We start from the raw sequence: 19,774 nt of genomic DNA on the forward strand, positions 1-19,774 counted from the left end.
CCATAATCAAAGGTCATCTCTATTATTGTTTAAATTCAAACCGGCTGAGAAGCACCTCGCCGTTAAAAACTACATAAACATCGCTAGTACCTGTCTCCACGGATACTTCGCCTTTCAATGTGCTCCACTGTTGCAGAACTCCACCAGAAGGGACGGTCACGGTTCCAGCCAGTTTCCCAGCTGCGCTTCCGGTTCTGATCTCAATGCTACCACCTTTTGCGGAGGAGACCAGAGCTTCAATTGCTACTGCTCCATGATCGAACAATACGTCATTAAAAGCGATCCAAGCGCCCTCTTTTACCGGATATACCGAAGCCCCGCCTGCTTTGCATTCGTCCAGATATACACCTTCGTAGTTATCATAGTTCTCTGCTTTGGTGTTGTTATATAAATTCCGGGAAGGAATGATGTCCCCTTTCACCGTTACTACTGAAGATAATTTAATATCAGCAGAAGAACGACCAATCAGAATCGTGTATTCTCCATTTTCGACGCAATATTGCTCACGTGTGACATCCCAGAATGCCAGCTCGGAGACTGGTAGAACAAACTCTATTGTACGCGATTGACCTGCGGCGATACTCACTTTTTCAAAGCCTTTCAACTGTTTAATCGGACGTTTAACCCGGGAATTCAAAGCCTGCACATATAACTGAACAACCTCATCCCCATCGACTGCTCCAGTATTTTCCACTTGAACGGAAAGTTTAAGCCTATCTTCTTGCTGCAGTTCCTTTGTGTTCAAATTTAGATTCTTGTAATTCACTTCAGCATAACTTAGGCCGTGACCAAAAGGATACAATGGCTTACCGTCAAAGTACATATAGGTTCGTTTACCTTTGATAATATCATAATCCATCAGCTCAGGCAGCTGCTCCACAGAACGGAACCAAGTCATATTCAGTTTGCCGGAAGGACTGTAATCTCCGAACAACACTTCTGCAACCGCATTGCCCAGCTCTTGTCCACTGTGGGATGTATACAAAACTGCCGGGATATTCTCGTCAATCCAAGTGGATGAAATCGGATAACTGCCGACAATAACTACCACTGTATTCGGATTCGCTTCATAGACTGCTTTGACCAGGCGCTCCTGCTCCTCTGGAAGCACAATATCGGGTCTGTCGATTTCTTCTTTTCCGTTAAGAAGCGGATGATTACCGACAAAAACCACTGCCACTTCAGCTGCTTTGGCAGCTTCTACCGCAGCGTCCAGTCCGTTTGTAACGATGTTCTTATTAAAAAGACGAGCGTCCGCACTTGCATCCTGATCAGCAACCTGCAGCGTGCCATCCTCCGGATTTACGGAGATCAGTTTGTCATTCCAAGTCCGCAAAGATACCGTATCCTTGGTTTCAGGTACGATGTTAATGGATTCTTTTACAAACCACCCGTAAATTTCGTCCGCAGATGCTGTAAGAGTCTCCGATTCGCTTAAAGTTACATATTGCCCACGACTAGTCGCCTTCAGAGTATTGCTAGTCCAGCCCCAAGCGGTATGTTGGAACAATTCTCCGTGCTCTGCTATAACATGTTGTACAGCCAGCCTTCCGTCCTCGCCCGTAATTCCAATGGCTTGACCGCTTGCGGCTGAGGTAAGAATGATCTGATCTGCGCCACTCTCAAAAGTAACGTGTTTACCAGGCAGCTTTTTGCTAACACCCTGCAGCGGAGTCACTCCATAAGGTAATGTGCCGGAATACCAGTCTCTGAATGCTTCATCACCAAGCGGACCAATAATCGCCACTTTGTTTAATTCGGTCTTATTCAATGGCAAAGTAGCTTGCTCATTCTTCAGCAGCACAATGGATTGTTTGGCAGCTTCCATGGACAGTGCGGCATGTTTTTTGTTAAGAATAACGGAATCGTCGATTGCTGCGTATGGGTTCCCTTCAGCCGGGTCAAACTCTCCCAGACGGAAACGAACTCTAAATGTGTTAGTTAGTGCACGATCCAGATCTTCCTCTGCTAGTAGGCCTTGGTCTAGTGCTTCATGAAGAACCTTGATCGTCTCTTCGGTTTCTTCTGTTACGCTGTCAATTCCGTTTTTGATAGACTCAGCCATCGACTGTGCAAATGATTCATAATACTTATGATCCTTCACAATCCCAAAAAGATCGCCGGCATCGCTTACGATAAAACCGTCCATGTCCCATTCGCCTTTGACAACATCCATCACTGCTGGGTGAAGAATAACAGGCACGCCATTCACCGAGTTATAAGCGGTCATCATGGACTGTGCGCCTCCTTCTTGAAAAGCAGGCTTAAATGCTTCGAGATAATACTCACGCATATTTCTCGGGTCGATGCTGGCGGAACAATTTCCTCGTTCGATCTCGTTGTTGTTCCCTAGGAAGTGCTTAAGCGTTGCGACCGCTTTCAAATACACCGGGTGATCGCCTTGGATTCCTTGAACAAGAGATGTACTGAGTTGTCCAGTTAATTCTGGATCTTCACCGTAAGCTTCTTCCGTTCTACCCCACCGCGGGTCACGCTCCATATCCACCGTTGGTGCCCATAACGTCAGGCCATTCACCGTTGGATTCTTTTTGTAAAATGCTCTTGCTTCATCTCCAATGGCCGAGCCGATTTCCTTCATTAGCTCTGGGTTCCAGGTACAAGCCAGTCCGCTCGGCTGAGGAAAAGAGGTCGCTTTTCCAAGCCAGGAGATTCCGTGTGCCGCTTCTGTACCGTGTTTATACGCTCCAACACCTAAACGCTCTATGGCCGCTTGATACTGAGGGATCAGACTTACTTTTTCATCTAGCGTTAATCTGGAGATCAAATCCTGCACTCGGTCATTTAAGGGTAAATCAATCTGTTGAAATGGATATTTAGATGTCACTGTTTCCATCAAAATCGCTCCTTCGATTCAAGTTGATAGCGGTTTCATATGTTCTCGAGGTAGTTATCTGTGTTTAACACAAATCTGGTCTATCAACCTAATCATAGAAGATTAGCTCGATAAGTAACACCTTAACAATCTAAGCGAAAATCAGGTCAAAATTAGAGATTTATGGGGGGCTTCGCTCGCCCGTATCCATAAGTGAAAGTACGAGTTAGGGCCGGGGGGCTGATTTAGGGCATTTGTGCCTTCCTTTCGCCGGATTCCAGCCTTTTAGGCGATATCCAAGGCATTTGTGCCTTCCTTTTGCCTGATTCCAGCCTTTTAGGCGATATCCAAGGCATTTAGTTACCTCACCATAGCTGAAAATCCTTGAAAGAATGGATATATTCATATCTGCAAACTATGCCACTCTCCTGAGAAACTATGGGGGAAAACTTTCCTTTTTCGCAGAGAGCACTCAACCCTTTTTTAGCCGTCCGTGGGTGAATCCCAAGCTCCCTCACCAAATCAACCGGCCGGATGCACCCATTCGAACGCACAGCAATCCGTAAAATATCACGTTCCAGTCGGCTAAACTCCCTTTTCTCCTCCATTTTCACAGCGAGGTACGGCATCAGCAATGTTCTTAACAAAGTAATCGTAAGTTCAGGACTCGCATCCAGATCATCATAAGGAATCGCGACCACCCGATAACCCGCGATTTGCAGATAAGTCTCTCGATTCAGCTCCTGCCTGTAGCGCGTTCGGTCTGTATTTTGCACATGTGGGCCGTAGCCCTTTACTTCAAATGCAAACTTAACCTGTCCAGGCTTCCACACAAAATCAACAAAGTAGGGCTTGCTACGCCAATCCACCACTTCATATTCAGGATGAAGGTCATTGAAATGCCCCATCATAGGCCACCATACTTTCTCCAAAAACATCCGCTCACCATGGCCATGTCCCCGCTCCAATCTCCCCCGACGTTCTCCTGTTCTTCGACTAATATGATCCTCTAACCACTTACGATGCTCTTCCGCAAATCCCATACTTTACACTCCTCCTTGGCATAAAAAAATCCCGCACCCAATATGGGTACGGGACGTGCTTCATCCTATTACTCAAAAGTATAGTATTCACTTTCTAATACTGTCAATAACACTCAACAGCCAACACTAGATCCAGCTAAATAAAACTTATCCAGCAAAAAAGCTAATTAGTTTAAAGTACGTTGCGATAAAGTAAGGTCAGCTAAGTTAGCTAAATACAGCAGTTCAGTTACAGTAGATACAGCTAAGTTAGCTCATACAGCAGTTCAGTTACAGTAAGTTAAATTAGTGCTAACTAACCTAGTTAGCACAGTTAGAGTAATTCATCTACATTTGCCTCACCACAGCATTCAGTTCCATTAAAAAAGCTAATTGGTTTAAGTACGTTAAAGCTACCTCAGGTGAACTATGCTCAGGACGAAATTCCTTAAAGCCTACCGTCGACTCAACTTCCCATCCCAGCTGCTTACCCCGCCCTGCAAATGTGCAAGCCGAGTATACCTCTGCTTACTCAGAATCGACGCTGCGCTTTTGCTTCGCATACCGCTGCGGCAGTAGAGTAACACATCCCGATCCTTCGGGATCTCACCGAGCCGCTTTTCCAACTGAGACAGCGGGATGTTTTTCGCCCCCGGAATAAATCCACTCTTGTATTCATCCGGTTCACGGACATCGATCAGCAGCTTATTTTTGGATTGCTCCAATTCGCTACGAAACTCTACCACCTTCAAGGTTTTTACCCTTACAGTTACACTTTCACTTTTGCCAAATCCAAGACGGGACATTAATGAGCTTAAATCCATTATCCTTCACAACAACCTTTCACCGAAATGTCGGAAAGCGTTCTTTTATTCCCTAAAAAATCACCATTTACCGCATATAACTTTCGAAAGCCCTGCTTATAAAGAATTCTCGCAGCTTTGTTTCTTTTATAGTAACTATCAGCAAGAATTAGAATCGAATCGTCCGGAGATAGACAGTGCTGCCAGACATAGGCTAACCGCCCTATTGATATATTTATCGAGCCACGGATACTTTCCTTCTCATAATCTACGGCATCTCTTACATCGAGCATTTTCATATCCAATGTTTCATCTGCTAATTCTCGAACGTCGCGGGCTTCTACATTGGAGAGTGAGCGCACTGGCCAAACGGAACGTAAGAACCTTACAATACTAAAAGCAATTAATATACTTAGTAGGATCCTAAACACCATATTCACGCCATTACCCCCGTTCCAAATAATCATCCGTCCAAGCACTTAATCCACCCATCATATTCACAACATTATATCCCTTTTCACTCAACAGCTCACATGCCAGTCCACTTCGACCACCACTTAGGCACATCACAATCATCTCATCATTAGGATCTAGTTCATCTATACGCATTAACAGCTGTCCAATCGGAATATGCTTAGCACCAATCACATGTCCTTCCACATATTCAGCGGGTTCACGTACATCCAGCAGCGTAGGAGTCTCTCCATTTTTCAGAAGTTCCGCGACTTGCTGTGGGGTAATTTCCTTTGAAATTTTAAAAGACATCGAGCATCTCTCCTTCTCTTTTTTAAAAAATAACTTGATTTTCATATCACTATATCATAATATTACGATATAAGGATATTGTAAAGCGAGGAGTTCATAACCATGGACAAAAATTTCAAAGCCTATAACCAAACCGCCGAAACCTTAAAGGCTATCGCTCATCCCGTTCGCTTGTGCATCATTAAAGGACTGCTTGAAAAAGGCAGCTGCAACGTTAGTTTTATGCAGGACTGTCTCGACCTTCCACAATCTACGGTATCCCAACATTTGCAGAAGCTTAGATCGCTTGGCATTGTGGAGACCGAACGTAATGGACTTGAAATTAACTATTCTGTGAAAGACGAGAAGATCAAACATTTAATTCAGCTATTTCTTGGGGAGGAATAAATCATCATGAGTAAAAAAGTACTGATTGTCGGTGGAGTTGCAGGAGGCGCATCAGCGGCCGCCAGGCTTCGGAGATTAGATGAAGAGGCTCATATCGTTATGTTTGAGCGTGATCCATACATTTCTTTTGCTAATTGCGGACTACCTTATTATATCGGAGGTTCCATTCAGGATCGCTCCAAGCTGCTGGTTCAGACACCTGAGGCGATGCATAAACGTTTTAACATCGATGTTCGGATTGAAAGCGAAGTGGTGTCTATCGACCCTGTAAACAAGAAAGTACGAGTGGAAAGCAAGGAACGTGGTTCCTATGAAGAGAGTTATGATGCGCTTATTTTATCGCCAGGCGCTAAACCGATTCGTCCGAATTTACCTGGTATCGAGAGCTCCAAAATTCACATGCTTCGTAACATTCCCGACACTGACAAAATCAAAACCAAAGTCGCTGCCGAAGGTACTCGTTCCGCCGTTGTGATCGGTGGTGGGTTTATCGGTGTTGAAATGGCTGAGAACTTGAGAGAAGCTGGACTGGAAGTTTCCTTAATTGAGGCAGGCCCGCAAATCTTAGCTCCTTTCGATACCGAAATGTCTTCTATTTTGGCAAAAGAGCTCGACGAGCATGGCGTTAATCTTATTTTTTCGGATATGGTCCAAGGGTTTGCAGAAGTTGGCGAACAAATAGAAGTTCAATTAGCGAGTGGCACTGTGCTGCAAAGTGATATGGTTCTGCTGGCTATCGGCGTTTCGCCGGATACCTCTTTCCTGAAGGATAGTGGTTTAGAGTTCGGTCCACGCGGGCATATCTTGGTCAATGAGCGCATGGAAACAAATTTAGATCAGGTATACGCAGTTGGTGACGCGGTCGAGGTGGTTGATTTCGTAAACGGAACTAAAACCGCCATTCCACTAGCAGGCCCTGCCAATAAGCAAGGACGGATTGCAGCGGACAACGTTAGCGGTCTAGGTACGACTTACAAAGGCTCCCAAGGAACTTCTATCATTAAAGTATTTGGTGTGACAGGTGCTTCTACCGGTAATAATGAAAAAACACTTCAGCGTTTAGGCTTACCTTATCACGTGATTTACGTACATCCAAGCTCTCATGCAACTTATTATCCGGGGGCAACTCCAATATCAATGAAGCTGATTTTTGATCCAAAAGGTACGGTGCTCGGTGCACAAGCTGTTGGTTATAGTGGAGTAGATAAACGTATCGACGATATCGCTACAGTGATTCGTTTTAGAGGTACGGTTACTGATTTAACGGAATTGGAGCTTTCTTATGCCCCTCCTTACTCTTCCGCTAAAGATCCAGTGAATATGGCTGGCTTTGCCGCTGAAAATATTTTGAAAGGTATGACCACAGTATTCGTTCCTAAGGATTTAGAAGGTCGTGACAACAACAATACCATTTTAGTTGACGTACGTTCGGAAATCGAGCATGCCAACGGCCATATTGAAGGCTCTATTAACATCCCTGTAGATGATCTGCGTGGTCGTCTAGCCGAGCTTGACCCTAGTAAAGAAATTTGGGTGTATTGCCAAGTTGGACTTAGAGGCTATACCGCTTCCCGGATTTTACAGCAAAAGGGTTTCCGTGTGAAGAATCTGACCGGAGGCTATAAGACATATCAAATGAGTAATTATTCGCCTAAAAAAAAAGATAGTTTGACGCCAAACGCAGGTATTTCAGCAGCCCGTAAAGAAATCGCAGCAACGGGAGCACCGGCGGGAACTGACACTAGCAATGGTACTGGGACTAGCACTGCTGCAGCCAATACCAACACTACAGCTTTCGCATCCAACTCCAGCGCATCTGTATCCGCCACTTCCAACCAAGAATGGAATCTAACACCTGATTCCGTACTTGATGCTTGCGGCCTATGCTGCCCTGGGCCGCTGATCCAAGTCAAAATGAGCATGGACCCGCTCTTGGACGGCCAAGTCTTAAAGGTAACGGCTTCCGATCCTGGATTCTATGAAGATATCAAGGCATGGGCTCGTATGTCGAAGCACACGCTTTTGCAATTAACGAAGCTGCCTACGGGCATGATAGAAGCTTATCTGCGCAAAGGTATTCCTGCGGATTCCATACCAACAGGAGCACAACCTGTCCAAACTAGTAACGCAAGTACGATGGTTGTATTCAGCGGTGATTTGGATAAAGCGATCGCTTCCTTTATCATTGCCAACGGAGCAGCCTCCAGCGGCAAAAAAGTAACGATGTTCTTTACCTTCTGGGGCCTTAATATTATCCGCAAGGATGAAAAAGTACCTGTGAACAAGAATTTCATCGGCAAAATGTTCGGAGCGATGATGCCACGTGGCAGTCGGAAGCTAACACTTTCGAATATGAACATGATGGGTATGGGCTCCAAAATGATTCGCTCTGTAATGAAGAACAATAATGTCTCATCTTTGGAAGAATTGATTCAAATGGCTGTCGACCAAGGCGTCGAGATCGTTGCCTGCCAAATGTCTATGGATCTTATGGGCATCACCCGTGAAGAACTTATCGACGGCGTGGGAATTGGCGGCGTTGGGTATTACCTCGGTCAAGCCGATCAATCTAGTCATAATCTATTTATCTAAATACCTTAACACCGCAAAAAGACTCCTCTATTTATATAGAAGAGTCTTTTTTACTTATCAAATAAGAAGGTTAAGAAGCATTCTAGTCTCATTATATGATCACCTGCCAAAATTGATAGGATACGGTTCACGATCCAGAAAAACGACATTTCTATTGTGTTAGTCGGCGTGGATCATTCCATCCTTCTGTACCATTGTCCATCACTCGCCGACGTTTCCATAATATAAGCCCCTTCCAAATCGGTTACAGCTTCGGGTAAGACAAGGCACTTACGAGGTTCATTATCCGGGTAAAGACGGAGCAAGAACTGTTCTCCCCCATCAGTTAAAATGCGGAAGGTGATATGTTCGGATACATCATTTTAATAGTCATGCAGTCATGAGGATAGCTGTAGTGATAAAGTTATGAATATTAAAAGAATTTTCTCTTTTGGTCCTCATATAAAAAATAGGGAATCCACTGCACTTTGGCTTGGAATTCCCTACTTTTCAAATTTAATTAGTTTCTTCTACAAGTGGAATTGTAACCGGATCTATGACATTAGTATAAGTGCCATTACCAAGCTGGGCCAATCCATTGTAACCCCAAGTCAGCAAGGTTCCCTCCTCGCTAACCGCACCGCCGCTCATATACCCTGCACTAATAGTGACGATGCGACTGCCAATATCGAGCTTAGACGCGATGGAACGCTCCGACTCGGTTCCGCCACCGAGCTGGCCCTCGTTGTTCGCTCCCCATATCCATACGGTTCCGTCGCTCTTCAGCGCCATACTATGCAAGGCGCCAGCGGATACGCTGATCACTGAACCCAGATCCACCGCTTGAGCGGGAGTATAATGATCTTCGGATGTCCCATCACCCAAGATCCCCTTGACGTTCGTTCCCCAGCTCCATAAGGTTCCGTCCTTTTTCACTGCCATGCTGTGATAAAAGCCGGCAGATACGGATGAAACACCGCTTAATTCAGCAACCTGCACGGGAGTCGCGCGGTCAATCTTTGTGTTATCGCCGAGTTGACCATACGCATTGACCCCCCATGCGTAAACCTGACCATCGCGACTAACCGCTAGATTATGAAAGGCTCCGGCCGAGATCGATACGATGGACTTCAAGCCTATAACCTGCACCGGTGATGCACTATCCTCGGTGGTCCCATCTCCAAGCTGCCCATATGCATTAAGTCCCCATGCCCACACCGTTCCATCGGACAATAACGCTATCGAATGCTGCTCACCCGCTTGAACCGCTACGACACGCGCTAATCCAGGCACTTGCTGCGGCATAAGCTGGGACTCCAACGTACCATTACCCAGCTGGCCCACATTATTGCCTCCCCATGTCCACACTGTTCCGTCCGTCGCGAGTGCGATGGAATGGTCTTGTCCAACGGATGCAGCGCTGATCTCCGGCAAACCAACCATTCGCACAGGCTTATTACGAGTGATGGTCGTGCTATCACCGAGCTGACCTTTCCTATTATTGCCCCAGGCCCATACGCTACCATCCGGCTGCACAGTTAATGTATGGAAGGAATTCCCGTTGCCCATGCTCATAACCGGACCAACCATACTTACATCATCAAGTGTACTAACCTTCAACTCGTTACTGATTGCTGATTTATTCCCCGCTTCGTCTATAGCTTGTACTAAAAAGGTGTACTCCTGTCCAGCCTTCAAGTTGACAGCCGTGTAGACTGTTGTGCTGACCGTTACTTCTGCCAACAGATTGGAGTCTTGATATAGAACATATTCCGCAACTCCGACATTATCCTCGGATGAACTCCATGCCAAGCTAATACTATTCGATGTTCGACCGGTAAGACTTAGCTCGGGAGTACTCGGGGGTTCTTGATCGGCTAGAGGGAGTTCCTCTTCTTTCGTTGCCGGAGATTGTGCTTCCGCTGGAAGCGTATTTGCAATTAAAGGGAGACTTGTTTTGGACACAGGTCCAGATAAATTTACCGCTTGGACCGTGAATGTATAGCTCCTGTCGGAAGCTAATCCCTTCACCGTATACTCCGTTAATCCGCCTGAATCAAAGGTGTAGACCACATCGGTCACGCTGGAATTGGTCTGCTCCACTAGGCTTACCTTATAACTCAGATCGAAGTAAGAGCTTCCTACTACGGCATCCCAGCTAAGGCCGATGCTTGTGGAGGTTGTGCCGCTAACTGCCAAATTTGCCGGTGCAGCCAAGAGCTTTACCTCTTCAATAGCACGTCCTTTTGCATACCCCGCAGACGATGGGAATGGAATGACGAATGAAAATATAAGAACTAACGCCAACAATAAACTCAATCTTTTTATCGAAACTAGCTTCCTTGCCATATTTAATCACTTCCTATCAAACAAAATGGAGGGTTTCAACCCCAAATCTTGAATTACTTAATTTCAATTCCAGCGCTCGCATAACCTGTTACTGTATTTATCAAGCTTAGACCGGAAGCCGTCGAAGAGAACACTAACATTAAGCGATCGCCAGCCTGAACAGAAGTATTTAATCCTGTACTTAATCCGTTACTAGTAGATCCGATTGATATTATTCCTGTGAAAGCAGGCGCCAAGGATACTGCTGCACCACTAATAGGAGTAAAACTGTTGCTGTCTCTATCCGCTTTATACATTTGTGCTTGAATGTTTACGGTTGTGCCTACTAAAGTCATAGCTACAGTTGTGCTGAAGAAAGCATATATTGAAGTGATCGTACCATTACGTGGAACTATAAACGCCTGATTGTATGGATCTTTTGTAGGATCAGAGCCATTACTTCTGGTTAAATCTATTTTTCCACCTACTATACTAGCTCCTGAGTACGAATTGCCAAATCCGAGCATCGCCACTGTGTTGGTTAATCCTCCGAGGGCTGTCGTTATGGTTATTGGTGCGCCTGAAGAGAATGGAATTATTGTTGATGCGCCAGATGCCCCGGTTGCTCCCTGTGCGCCCGTAGGTCCCGTCGCTCCGGTTACACCTTGTATGCCTTGGACTCCCTGCGGCCCAGTCGCTCCGGTTGGTCCAGTCGCGCCAGTTGCTCCAGCTGCTCCCGTTGCTCCAGTCGCGCCGACCGCACCTGTTGCTCCCTTAGCTCCAGCCGCTCCGGTGGCTCCAGTCGCGCCGACCGCACCTGTTACTCCGTTAACTCCAGCCGCTCCGGTGGCTCCAGTCGCGCCGACCGCACCTGTTGCTCCCTTAGCTCCAGCCGCTCCGGTCGCTCCAGTCGCGCCGACCGCACCTGTTGCACCCTTAGCTCCAGCCCCTCCGGTCGCTCCAGTTGCTCCAGTCGCGCCGACCGCACCTGTTGCTCCCTTAGCTCCAGCCGCTCCGGTGGCTCCAGTCGCGCCGACCGCACCAGTTGCACCCTTAGCTCCAGCCACTCCGGTGGCTCCAGTCGCGCCGACCACACCTGTTGCTCCCTTAGCTCCAGCCGCTCCAGTTGCTCCAGTTGCGCCGATTGCCCCTGTTACTCCGGTGGCTCCAGTCGCTCCGGTGGCTCCAGTCGCGCCGACCGCACCTGTTACTCCGTTAACTCCAGCCGCTCCGGTGGCTCCAGTCGCGCCGACCGCACCTGTTGCTCCCTTAGCTCCAGCCGCTCCGGTGGCTCCAGTCGCTCCGACCGCACCAGTTGCACCCTTAGCTCCAGCCACTCCGGTCGCTCCAGTTGCTCCAGTCGCGCCGACCGCACCTGTTACACCCTTAGCTCCAGCCGCTCCGGTCGCTCCGACTGCTCCATTTACACCGTTAGCTCCGGTCGCTCCAGTTACTCCGACTGCTCCAGTTGCTCCGACTGCTCCGGTTGCTCCCGTTGCTCCTTGCGGTCCACTGGAACCAGAAGCCCCGTTTTGACCTACTGCGCCAGTTGCGCCCGTATCTCCCTTATCGCCTTTTTCACCTTTCGAACCTGCCTGCCCTGCTGCCCCCATTCCCAATACTTCAACGAAGGAAGCTACTCCTCCATTATGGATGAGCGTCACCAATGCTCCTGTAGGCAGTACACCCTTGCCATTGTCTCCGAACAGAACTGAATGGGTATTGATTTTGAACTCCGACGTCTGGCCGCTGCTGCTCAACACTTCGATTGAATTCTTCGACATCGAGACGACAGAGCCATGGATAATTCGATCGGATACCGTGCTCGCAAATATTTCGGTCTTAGATAAAATAGCAGCAAACTCGGCACGAGTAGCCGTCTGCTTAGGTTTAAAAGTATTATTAGGGAAACCCGAAATGACATTACGGTTTACTGCAGCATTAATGTAGCCTGCTGCCCAGTCCGATGCGTCTGATGCATCGGAAAAACCGATATTGCCGTCCTTTAACTCTATCGCCTCAGATTCCTTGCCTGCCGCACGAATAATTAGACGTGTTATCCACTCTCTACTCGCTTGTTCTTTTCCCCAGATGACGGTGTTTGGTCTCTCTTCCTCACTTGGAATTACTAGACCGATGTCAATTGCTTGCTGCAACCATACAGTTGCCCATGAATCTACAGTGAAGGGCAGGCTCACGCCATTTGCCTTAGGCTGCTCATATCCCATGAACCTGAGCACCATAACGACCGCTTCCTGATTTGTGACAGGACGGCTCGGGTTGAAGTTGCCTGCACCGTCTCCTTCAATTACCCCTAGTGCGGACGCTTTGGTGATATACTGGTACGCCCATGAAGAAGTATTGACATCGCTGTAAGCCGCGGCGCTTGCCCGGGGTAGAATACCACTATTAGCAGGACTCAATGGTGCAATTAACTGACTCATTAGAATAAATGCCATTGAGCTCTTGTAGGCTAACGAATTTCCACTCTTCTTCCCACTTGCCTTTGCTCTCTTTAGTCTTGCCATTAACCATATCCCCCTCAAGTATATAAAGTTACGTATTGCTTTAAATAATCGCGATTTGCCATGACGCTCGGATGCTTCGGTACATAACTCCCAGCTAATTCATTGTGATAGTTAGCTTCTTCGTGTTGACCTAAGCGATCATAACAAACGCATAATTGCAAATGTGGCAGCCACGTCCATGCCGAATTGTCTATTCTAGCGTTAGGTTCAGTCGGCTTAGGAACTTCTGTGGCTAGCTTGTACCAAAAAACAGCATTCTCGAACCGTTGTTCAATTAGCTCATAAGCCCCTAATTGGCAACAAGCTTCTGCTCGGGGAGGTGTCAATGCAAAGGCTTGAAGTACTTTAAGCTTAGCTTCTTGAAAGCGGCTTAATTGTGCCAATGCATCGGCGGCACGCCGGCTCGCTAGCAGCTTGTCCTCCATCCAGCCATCCGGCATTGCAATGAAGGTATCATATTGCTCTATCGCTCGCTGCCATAGGCCGTGATCATACAACTCGTTAGCATAATAAAATAAATCCCGCGGAGTGAAGCTCGCCTGCGCTTCTATCATCCCCTCATAGATAAGCAGATTACGCGAAGACTGCGTATGCTTTCTATCATGCGTTATGCCTAACTCGGCATAGAGTACTTTGCCTTCGACCTCCAGGTACTCATGAACGATTCCAATCCAACGGAAACCACAACTTCGTCTAACCAGACGATTCCGCCTTAAACTCGAAGTTACGTTACCGTCCTTATCCCGCTCGAGATAATAATGAATCGACACGGCATCGATATCCCATGCTAATCCGGATACAATGGACCCTAGAGCCTCTGCATCCTCTGACTGCAGATAATCATCCGCATCCAACCACAGCAGGTATTCTTGAGTCGCGAGACTGAAGGCATAATTTCTTGCCTTAGCGAAATCGTTCACCCATTCGAAATCATAAACCCGAGCCCCATAAGAAGCTGCGAGCGCTTTGGTTCCATCACTCGAACCCGTATCCACAATAATGATCTCGTCGACTAGCTCCCTCACGCTGGATAAACAACGTCCTAAGGTTTGCTCTTCATTCTTCACGATCATGCATAAGCTGACCGTGACCTTCCGCGTGCCGCAATGCAAGGACGAAGTTAAATCGAATCCCCATTTGCTTATAGCCTTAGCACGATTCAAGATTAATCTATTATTGTACCAATCGGGATCATTGGGATTTACTGAAGGAGGTTCCTTCCGGAAGACTACGCATCCTTCCGCTATGTAAACATCCAGATTCATTGATAACGCGCGATAACACAGATCATCATCCTCATAGGATTCGACCTCAAACCTCTCATCGAAGGACCCAATCTCCTCAAAATAGCGACGCGGCATCATCATTAGCAAACTAACAAGCCTAGAAACCCGGGTCCAAGACATTGACTTCCCAATAGCAAGCATGGATGCCGACTGATAGAGTTGCTCCATGTTCTGATAAACAATGGGAATCCTTTGACCACCGCTAACGTCATTCATTCTAGGACCCGCGATCGCAGCATTCGGATAATGATCCAAACAGCTCGACAACTGCTCTAGCCATCCCTCATTTACCATGATCTGATCGCGGATAAATACAAGACGATCACCAGAAGCTGACCGCGCGCCCAGATTAAATGCAGCTGCAACCCCTTTACTCCTGCTATGAATGACATGAACACCGTATTCATATGCAAGAAAATTCGACACTTCAGTAGATTCGTAATCCGAGACGACGATCAGCTCATAGGGCATAGGCGTATATTGCTTGATTCGATCCAGACATTGTACGGTTAGATTAAAGTGCTGAGCCAACAATATAATGCTAATATTCATTCGCTTTGTACCATCCATTATTAGTTAGTTGTAGATCGCTTCCAGACATGATTAACTCCTTAAAGCTCATTTTTCCTCCTAATTCGACGTTTTTTCTAATCTATCATCCAAACAACAATGCAGACAAGACAACTAAAGTTGCTATTTAAAAATCACCCGCACATCAAGAAGGTTATCGAATATCGTATTTTTCCATACCTCCATCTGCATCTAACACATGTCATTTCATCAATATATATATAAGAAGAGCATTTAAATAGTGTACGTTGTCATCAATTTAGTCATATGACATTATGGTATTTAATGTAATATAAGTCATATAGAAGAGAATGAATGAATAATTTAGATTCATTAACTCAATCCTTCAAAATCCAAAAAAGCCGCCTCTAAGGGCAGCCTTTTTCTAAATATATCGTGAAATGCGAACGTTGAGGTTTACTCCCTACTATTCCACCTACTCTACAGCCAAAGCATTAAATTCTTGCAGATCCTTCGCTAAATCTTCATCCGTGTATTTCCCTTGACCGAACCCAACCAGTGCCCGCAGCGGCATATATTTCATCATCGCCACGAACATTTCCGGATTATCGTCCATCGCATCTTCCATTCCAAAAATACTGCTGAACTCCTTCACTTTATCCGCCGTACGTGGATTGTCTAGCAAATCACCAACGGTACTGTTGCGATGATAACTTAACGGAAGGGGAACTGTCGATTCTACTTCAATCGAAGCAGTCAGACGAATATCTCGTGAAGATGAACCAACAGCAATATCAAAAACTCCACTTTCCACATGCCAATCGCCAATGTTGACGTTGTAATAAGCAAAGGAGCGTTTATCCAGTTCAAAAGAAACCACTTGCTCTTCACCAGGCTGAAGCGTTAGCTTCTGGAAGCCCTTAAGCTCCTTAAGTGGGCGGATCACGCTGCTCTTCACGTCGCTAACATAGAGCTGAACGATTTCTTTTCCTGCGCGAGTACCCGTGTTTTTGACGGTAGCCGTAACTTGTACGTTCTCGGTATCTTTTATGCTGCTCTTGGAGATTCTCAAATTGCTGTATTGAAACGCGGTGTAGCTTAGACCAAAGCCGAAAGGAAACAGCGGTTCAAGCTCTTTTTTATCATAATAACGATAGCCTACAAACAAGCCTTCTTTGTACTCTACCGTATCCCCTTCACCTGGGAAATTAAGAAAGGATGGATTATCGCTCAGCTTCATCGGGAAGGTCTCTGCCAGTTTGCCACTTGGACTAACCTCTCCAAACAGTAAATCTGCCACTGCACCGCCAAAAGCCTGACCACCTAGATAACCTTCAAGAATACCCTTCGTTTTATGAATCCAAGGCATTTCTATGGGTGAACCATTGCTGAGTACAACGACGATATTGCTTTGTACCTCAGCTACTGCATCGATTAACGCTTTATGGCTCTCTGGAAGTGACAAATGACTGCGATCATAACCCTCTGATTCATAATTATCCGGAAGTCCAAGGAACAATACGGCTACATTCCCTTTTGCCGCTGTATTCCGTGCCTCTTGTAGCAAAGCTTCATTAATCGTGTCATGATTCAGTTCATATCCTTGCGCATACAGCAGTTCGGCAGAACCTGCATGAGCCTTCATCTCTTCAAAAGCATCATCCAGTTTCGTCGGATTCACATGTGAGCTGCCTCCGCCCTGATAACGCGGATTTTTAGCAAACTCGCCGATCACCGCAATAGTCCCTTGCTTAGACAACGGCAGAATCCCATCCTCATTTCTAAGTAACACCATGCTCTCCCGGGCTACTTCGCGTGCCAAACGATGATGATCCTCAACATTAAATGAGGCATTCTCTTTACGGCTCTCTACCGCTTTAATAACAAAAGTAAGCAATCGCTCTACCGCAAGATCCAATATTTCTTCAGCTAGTTCACCATTTTGTACAGCCTTTACAATCTGGGCATCGCCAAGTCCTCCGGTGGATGGCATTTCCAGTTCCAGCCCTGCTTGCAGTGCCTTCACTCGCTCATTGACCGCCCCCCAGTCGGAAACGACGAATCCTGCGTAGCCCCATTCCTCTCTAAGAATCTTTGTCAGGAGAAACTCACTTTCTGAAGCATATTCACCGTTTAAGCGATTGTAAGAGCACATCACACTCCATGGCTGACTCTTCTTAACTGCACCTTCAAAGCTAGCCAGATAAATCTCCCGCAGCGTCCGCTCATCAATAACGGCATCAACGGACATTCTCCGGTGCTCCTGATTATTTGCGGCAAAATGCTTGAGTGAGGTCCCTACTCCTTCACTTTGCACACCATTGATATGATTTCCACCCATCTCCGACGAGAGATAAGGATCTTCCGAAAAATATTCAAAGTTACGACCATTTAGTGGGGAGCGCTTAATATTTGTTCCCGGCCCGAGCAGAACAGCGACATTCTCTGCCTGACACTCTTTCCCTAGTGCTGCACCCACACGTCCGATTAAATCCCGATCCCAGGAAGAAGCCATCCCTGCTGCTGAAGGAAAACACGTTGCGGGTACACTGTTATGGAGCCCGAGGTGATCGGCACTCTCTTTTTGCTTACGTAAACCATGAGGTCCGTCCGTTACCATTAAAGAGGGGATTCCGAGTCGTTCAATGCCCTTAGTATGCCAAAAATCAAGCCCTGAGCAGAGTCCTGCTTTCTCCTCAAGGGTCATTTGTGCGATGAGTTCATGAATGTTGGTTTTCATAAAAATACCTCCTCTGAATGTATACTATCCTCATTTTAATCTACTTCATACCGGATTTATGGCATTATTATTGTATTTTTGGTATTCTTGTTGGGTAAGGAGGCTTTAAAATGTTGAATTATTTGGACGATCATGAAGGAGCTCAATATATCTGTAAAGCGCTGTATGAATCGCTTCAAATTCCTGTGTTTCTGCTTGACTCCAATCGAAGAATCGAGCTAGCGCTTCCTTCCTCTTCAGAGAGCGCCCCGTGGGCTCATAACATCAATGAACTCCTTTCAGAAATTGCAAATTCGAATAATAGAGAAAACAATTCTTATCACGATAGCTCAAATGCCTCAATACCAATCATTCGCACTACTAATTTCTTAGAGAATTATATCCTTCTCGATCTTCCTTTCGAGCATAATGGCGGAGGCACCATTGTAATGGGTCCCTCGTTATTTACTCAACTCTCAGGAGACAGTATCTTCAGTCTAATGCGTGACAATGAAGTACCCTACGGAATTCAGGATCAATGCCTTACTTACTATCGCAATCTGCCTGTAATGAACCGGATGAGATTGTACCATACCGCTATGCTTCTCTATTCTCTTATTACTGGAAAAACTCTGACCCTGAGCGAACTACTGCTTGACTCTCGAGCGCTTGAACCCAAACAGCCCTCTAGCGACAGCTTGGATTTGGATGTCTCTTACCGTAGAGAGAATACATGGTTCCATCACGAGCCTATGCTGGAAAAGGCTCTATTTCACCATATCAAAAATGGGAATAAAGCCGAGCTGCTACGAAGCCAAGCTTCATTCCCCGAAGAAAATTACGGTGTACTCTCTAAAAAAAGTCAGTTACGCAGCAAAAAAAATTTGGCGATCTCCTGTATTACCCTCGCTACACGTGCAGCGATAGATGGAGGGCTGTATTGGGAGATTTCCTATACCCTCAGCGATTTTCATATCCAGCATATCGAAGAACTGAAGGATATTCCCGCAGTAGACAACGCTCTTCTTCATGCGCTTTGTGATTTCGCTGACCATGTCAGAAATAATAGAAGTGCACAACTGTCGCGAACTGTGGCCCTCTGTAAGAACTATATTTTTAATCATCTGTATGAAGAGCTTTCCCTAGATAACCTGGCAATGGTTGCAGGCTTGAACAGGAGTTATCTCTCTCAGCTATTCAAGAAAGAGACCGGGTTCACCGTTAGCGATTTTATTCAAATCGAACGAATTGAAGAAGCTAAACGGCTAATTGAATTACCTGGAATCCACCTATCCGACATTGCTACCCGTCTGCAATTCAACGACCAAAGCTATTTCACCAAAGTATTTAAAAAATACACGGGCGTCACCCCTAGACAATTCAAAACCAATAAGGATACTAACAGTAATTAAAAAAAGACAAGAAAGAGCGCATTCAAAGGGTGTTAGGGGGGATCATGGATACAAAATCGTCAAAGATCTTTCTGAGCATATTGAGAATTCCGAATCAACGCTTTATCCAATTTTAAAGCGTTTAGAGACACAAAACTGTGAGACCGTGTATTCGACTGAACACAATAGTCGATTGCGAAAATATTATAAAATCACTCCGCAAGGGAAAGATAAAACCCATGATTTTCTAAAGGAATGGGAGACTGTCTTAGCGCTACATAAATTCATTAAAGGTGATTTTAGCAATGTAGAGATGGATAAGGATCTGAATATCGAGACCAAAAATGACCATGCGTTGTTGTCCGGAGTGAGCGTAAAAGGTTCCATCGATGCAACCCTTTCAAATGGCGATTTAGAGGTAACAAAAGTTGCGGTCGGGGATACTTTGAAAATGAAAGCAAAAAATGGGGACATTACAAGCAAAGCATCCAAAGGGAAAAATAGATATAGATCTTACATTTGTTGATTAAGGATAATCTCTTCATTAACATGAGTTGGAATAGGAAAAAAGCCTGGGAACCTATTTAATAGTTTCCCTCAGGCTTTTTTT

The 19,774-nt window shown here is 46.0% G+C and carries 14 protein-coding genes; 4 read left to right on the top strand and 10 right to left on the bottom strand.

Annotation, left to right across the window (positions count from 1 at the left end; translation table 11 throughout):
- Positions 1 to 22 precede the first annotated feature (22 nt).
- The 5 genes from M2444_RS16300 to M2444_RS16320 all read right to left on the bottom strand — a co-directional run bounded on the left by M2444_RS16300 (position 23) and on the right by M2444_RS16320 (position 5,423).
- Positions 23 to 2,854: a glycoside hydrolase family 3 protein gene (locus M2444_RS16300; RefSeq protein WP_280787469.1), complete on the bottom strand. Its 2,832-nt coding sequence runs from the start codon at positions 2,852 to 2,854 to the stop codon at positions 23 to 25.
- A gap of 344 nt (positions 2,855 to 3,198) precedes the next feature.
- Positions 3,199 to 3,876 (bottom strand): hypothetical protein, encoded by a 678-nt coding sequence (locus M2444_RS16305; protein WP_280787470.1) that lies wholly within the window; start codon positions 3,874 to 3,876, stop codon positions 3,199 to 3,201.
- Positions 3,877 to 4,310: 434 nt separating this feature from the next.
- Positions 4,311 to 4,679, bottom strand: coding sequence for a rhodanese-like domain-containing protein (locus tag M2444_RS16310; protein ID WP_280787471.1), 369 nt, complete (start codon positions 4,677 to 4,679; stop codon positions 4,311 to 4,313).
- Positions 4,679 to 5,092 carry a rhodanese-like domain-containing protein gene (locus M2444_RS16315; protein WP_280787528.1) on the bottom strand — a complete coding sequence of 138 codons (414 nt, stop codon included), beginning with the start codon at positions 5,090 to 5,092 and terminating at the stop codon, positions 4,679 to 4,681. Before M2444_RS16315 ends, M2444_RS16310 begins: the two co-directional genes overlap by 1 nt.
- A 10-nt stretch (positions 5,093 to 5,102) precedes the next feature.
- Positions 5,103 to 5,423, bottom strand: a complete 321-nt coding sequence (locus M2444_RS16320) for a rhodanese-like domain-containing protein (RefSeq protein WP_094874737.1) — start codon at positions 5,421 to 5,423, stop codon at positions 5,103 to 5,105.
- 102 nt (positions 5,424 to 5,525) lie between these two features.
- Here M2444_RS16320 and M2444_RS16325 point away from each other — a divergent pair, with 102 nt between their 5' ends.
- Positions 5,526 to 5,810, top strand: a complete 285-nt coding sequence (locus M2444_RS16325) for an ArsR/SmtB family transcription factor (protein ID WP_036675735.1) — start codon at positions 5,526 to 5,528, stop codon at positions 5,808 to 5,810.
- A 6-nt stretch (positions 5,811 to 5,816) separates the two neighbouring features.
- Entirely contained in the window at positions 5,817 to 8,402 is a 2,586-nt protein-coding gene (locus M2444_RS16330) for an FAD-dependent oxidoreductase (protein ID WP_280787472.1), read from the top strand.
- A gap of 173 nt (positions 8,403 to 8,575) precedes the next feature.
- Here M2444_RS16330 and M2444_RS16335 read toward each other — a convergent pair whose 3' ends face one another.
- The 5 genes from M2444_RS16335 to M2444_RS16355 all read right to left on the bottom strand — a co-directional run bounded on the left by M2444_RS16335 (position 8,576) and on the right by M2444_RS16355 (position 17,794).
- The gene (locus tag M2444_RS16335; RefSeq protein ID WP_256990718.1) at positions 8,576 to 8,707 is read right to left on the bottom strand and encodes a hypothetical protein; all 132 of its coding nucleotides are present in this window, start codon (positions 8,705 to 8,707) and stop codon (positions 8,576 to 8,578) included.
- 190 nt (positions 8,708 to 8,897) lie between these two features.
- A complete protein-coding gene (locus M2444_RS16340) occupies positions 8,898 to 10,730 on the bottom strand; it encodes an RCC1 domain-containing protein (RefSeq protein WP_280787473.1) in 1,833 nt (610 codons plus the stop codon).
- A gap of 53 nt (positions 10,731 to 10,783) precedes the next feature.
- Positions 10,784 to 13,237 carry an exosporium glycoprotein BclB-related protein gene (locus M2444_RS16345; RefSeq protein WP_280787474.1) on the bottom strand — a complete coding sequence of 818 codons (2,454 nt, stop codon included), beginning with the start codon at positions 13,235 to 13,237 and terminating at the stop codon, positions 10,784 to 10,786.
- A 14-nt stretch (positions 13,238 to 13,251) separates the two neighbouring features.
- Entirely contained in the window at positions 13,252 to 15,075 is a 1,824-nt protein-coding gene (locus tag M2444_RS16350; RefSeq protein WP_280787475.1) for a glycosyltransferase family 2 protein, read from the bottom strand.
- Positions 15,076 to 15,529: 454 nt separating this feature from the next.
- Entirely contained in the window at positions 15,530 to 17,794 is a 2,265-nt protein-coding gene (locus tag M2444_RS16355) for a beta-glucosidase family protein (RefSeq protein WP_094878648.1), read from the bottom strand.
- A 110-nt stretch (positions 17,795 to 17,904) separates the two neighbouring features.
- Between M2444_RS16355 and M2444_RS16360 the strand changes: the two genes are divergently transcribed.
- Both M2444_RS16360 and M2444_RS16365 read left to right on the top strand, forming a co-directional pair.
- Positions 17,905 to 19,185 (top strand): AraC family transcriptional regulator, encoded by a 1,281-nt coding sequence (locus M2444_RS16360; protein WP_280787476.1) that lies wholly within the window; start codon positions 17,905 to 17,907, stop codon positions 19,183 to 19,185.
- Positions 19,073 to 19,690 (top strand): helix-turn-helix transcriptional regulator, encoded by a 618-nt coding sequence (locus M2444_RS16365; protein WP_280787529.1) that lies wholly within the window; start codon positions 19,073 to 19,075, stop codon positions 19,688 to 19,690. Before M2444_RS16360 ends, M2444_RS16365 begins: the two co-directional genes overlap by 113 nt.
- Positions 19,691 to 19,774 lie beyond the last annotated feature (84 nt).

The organism is Paenibacillus sp. PastF-3, from assembly GCF_029893135.1.
Taxonomy (GTDB): Bacteria; Bacillota; Bacilli; order Paenibacillales; family Paenibacillaceae; genus Paenibacillus_AQ; species Paenibacillus_AQ nitricinens.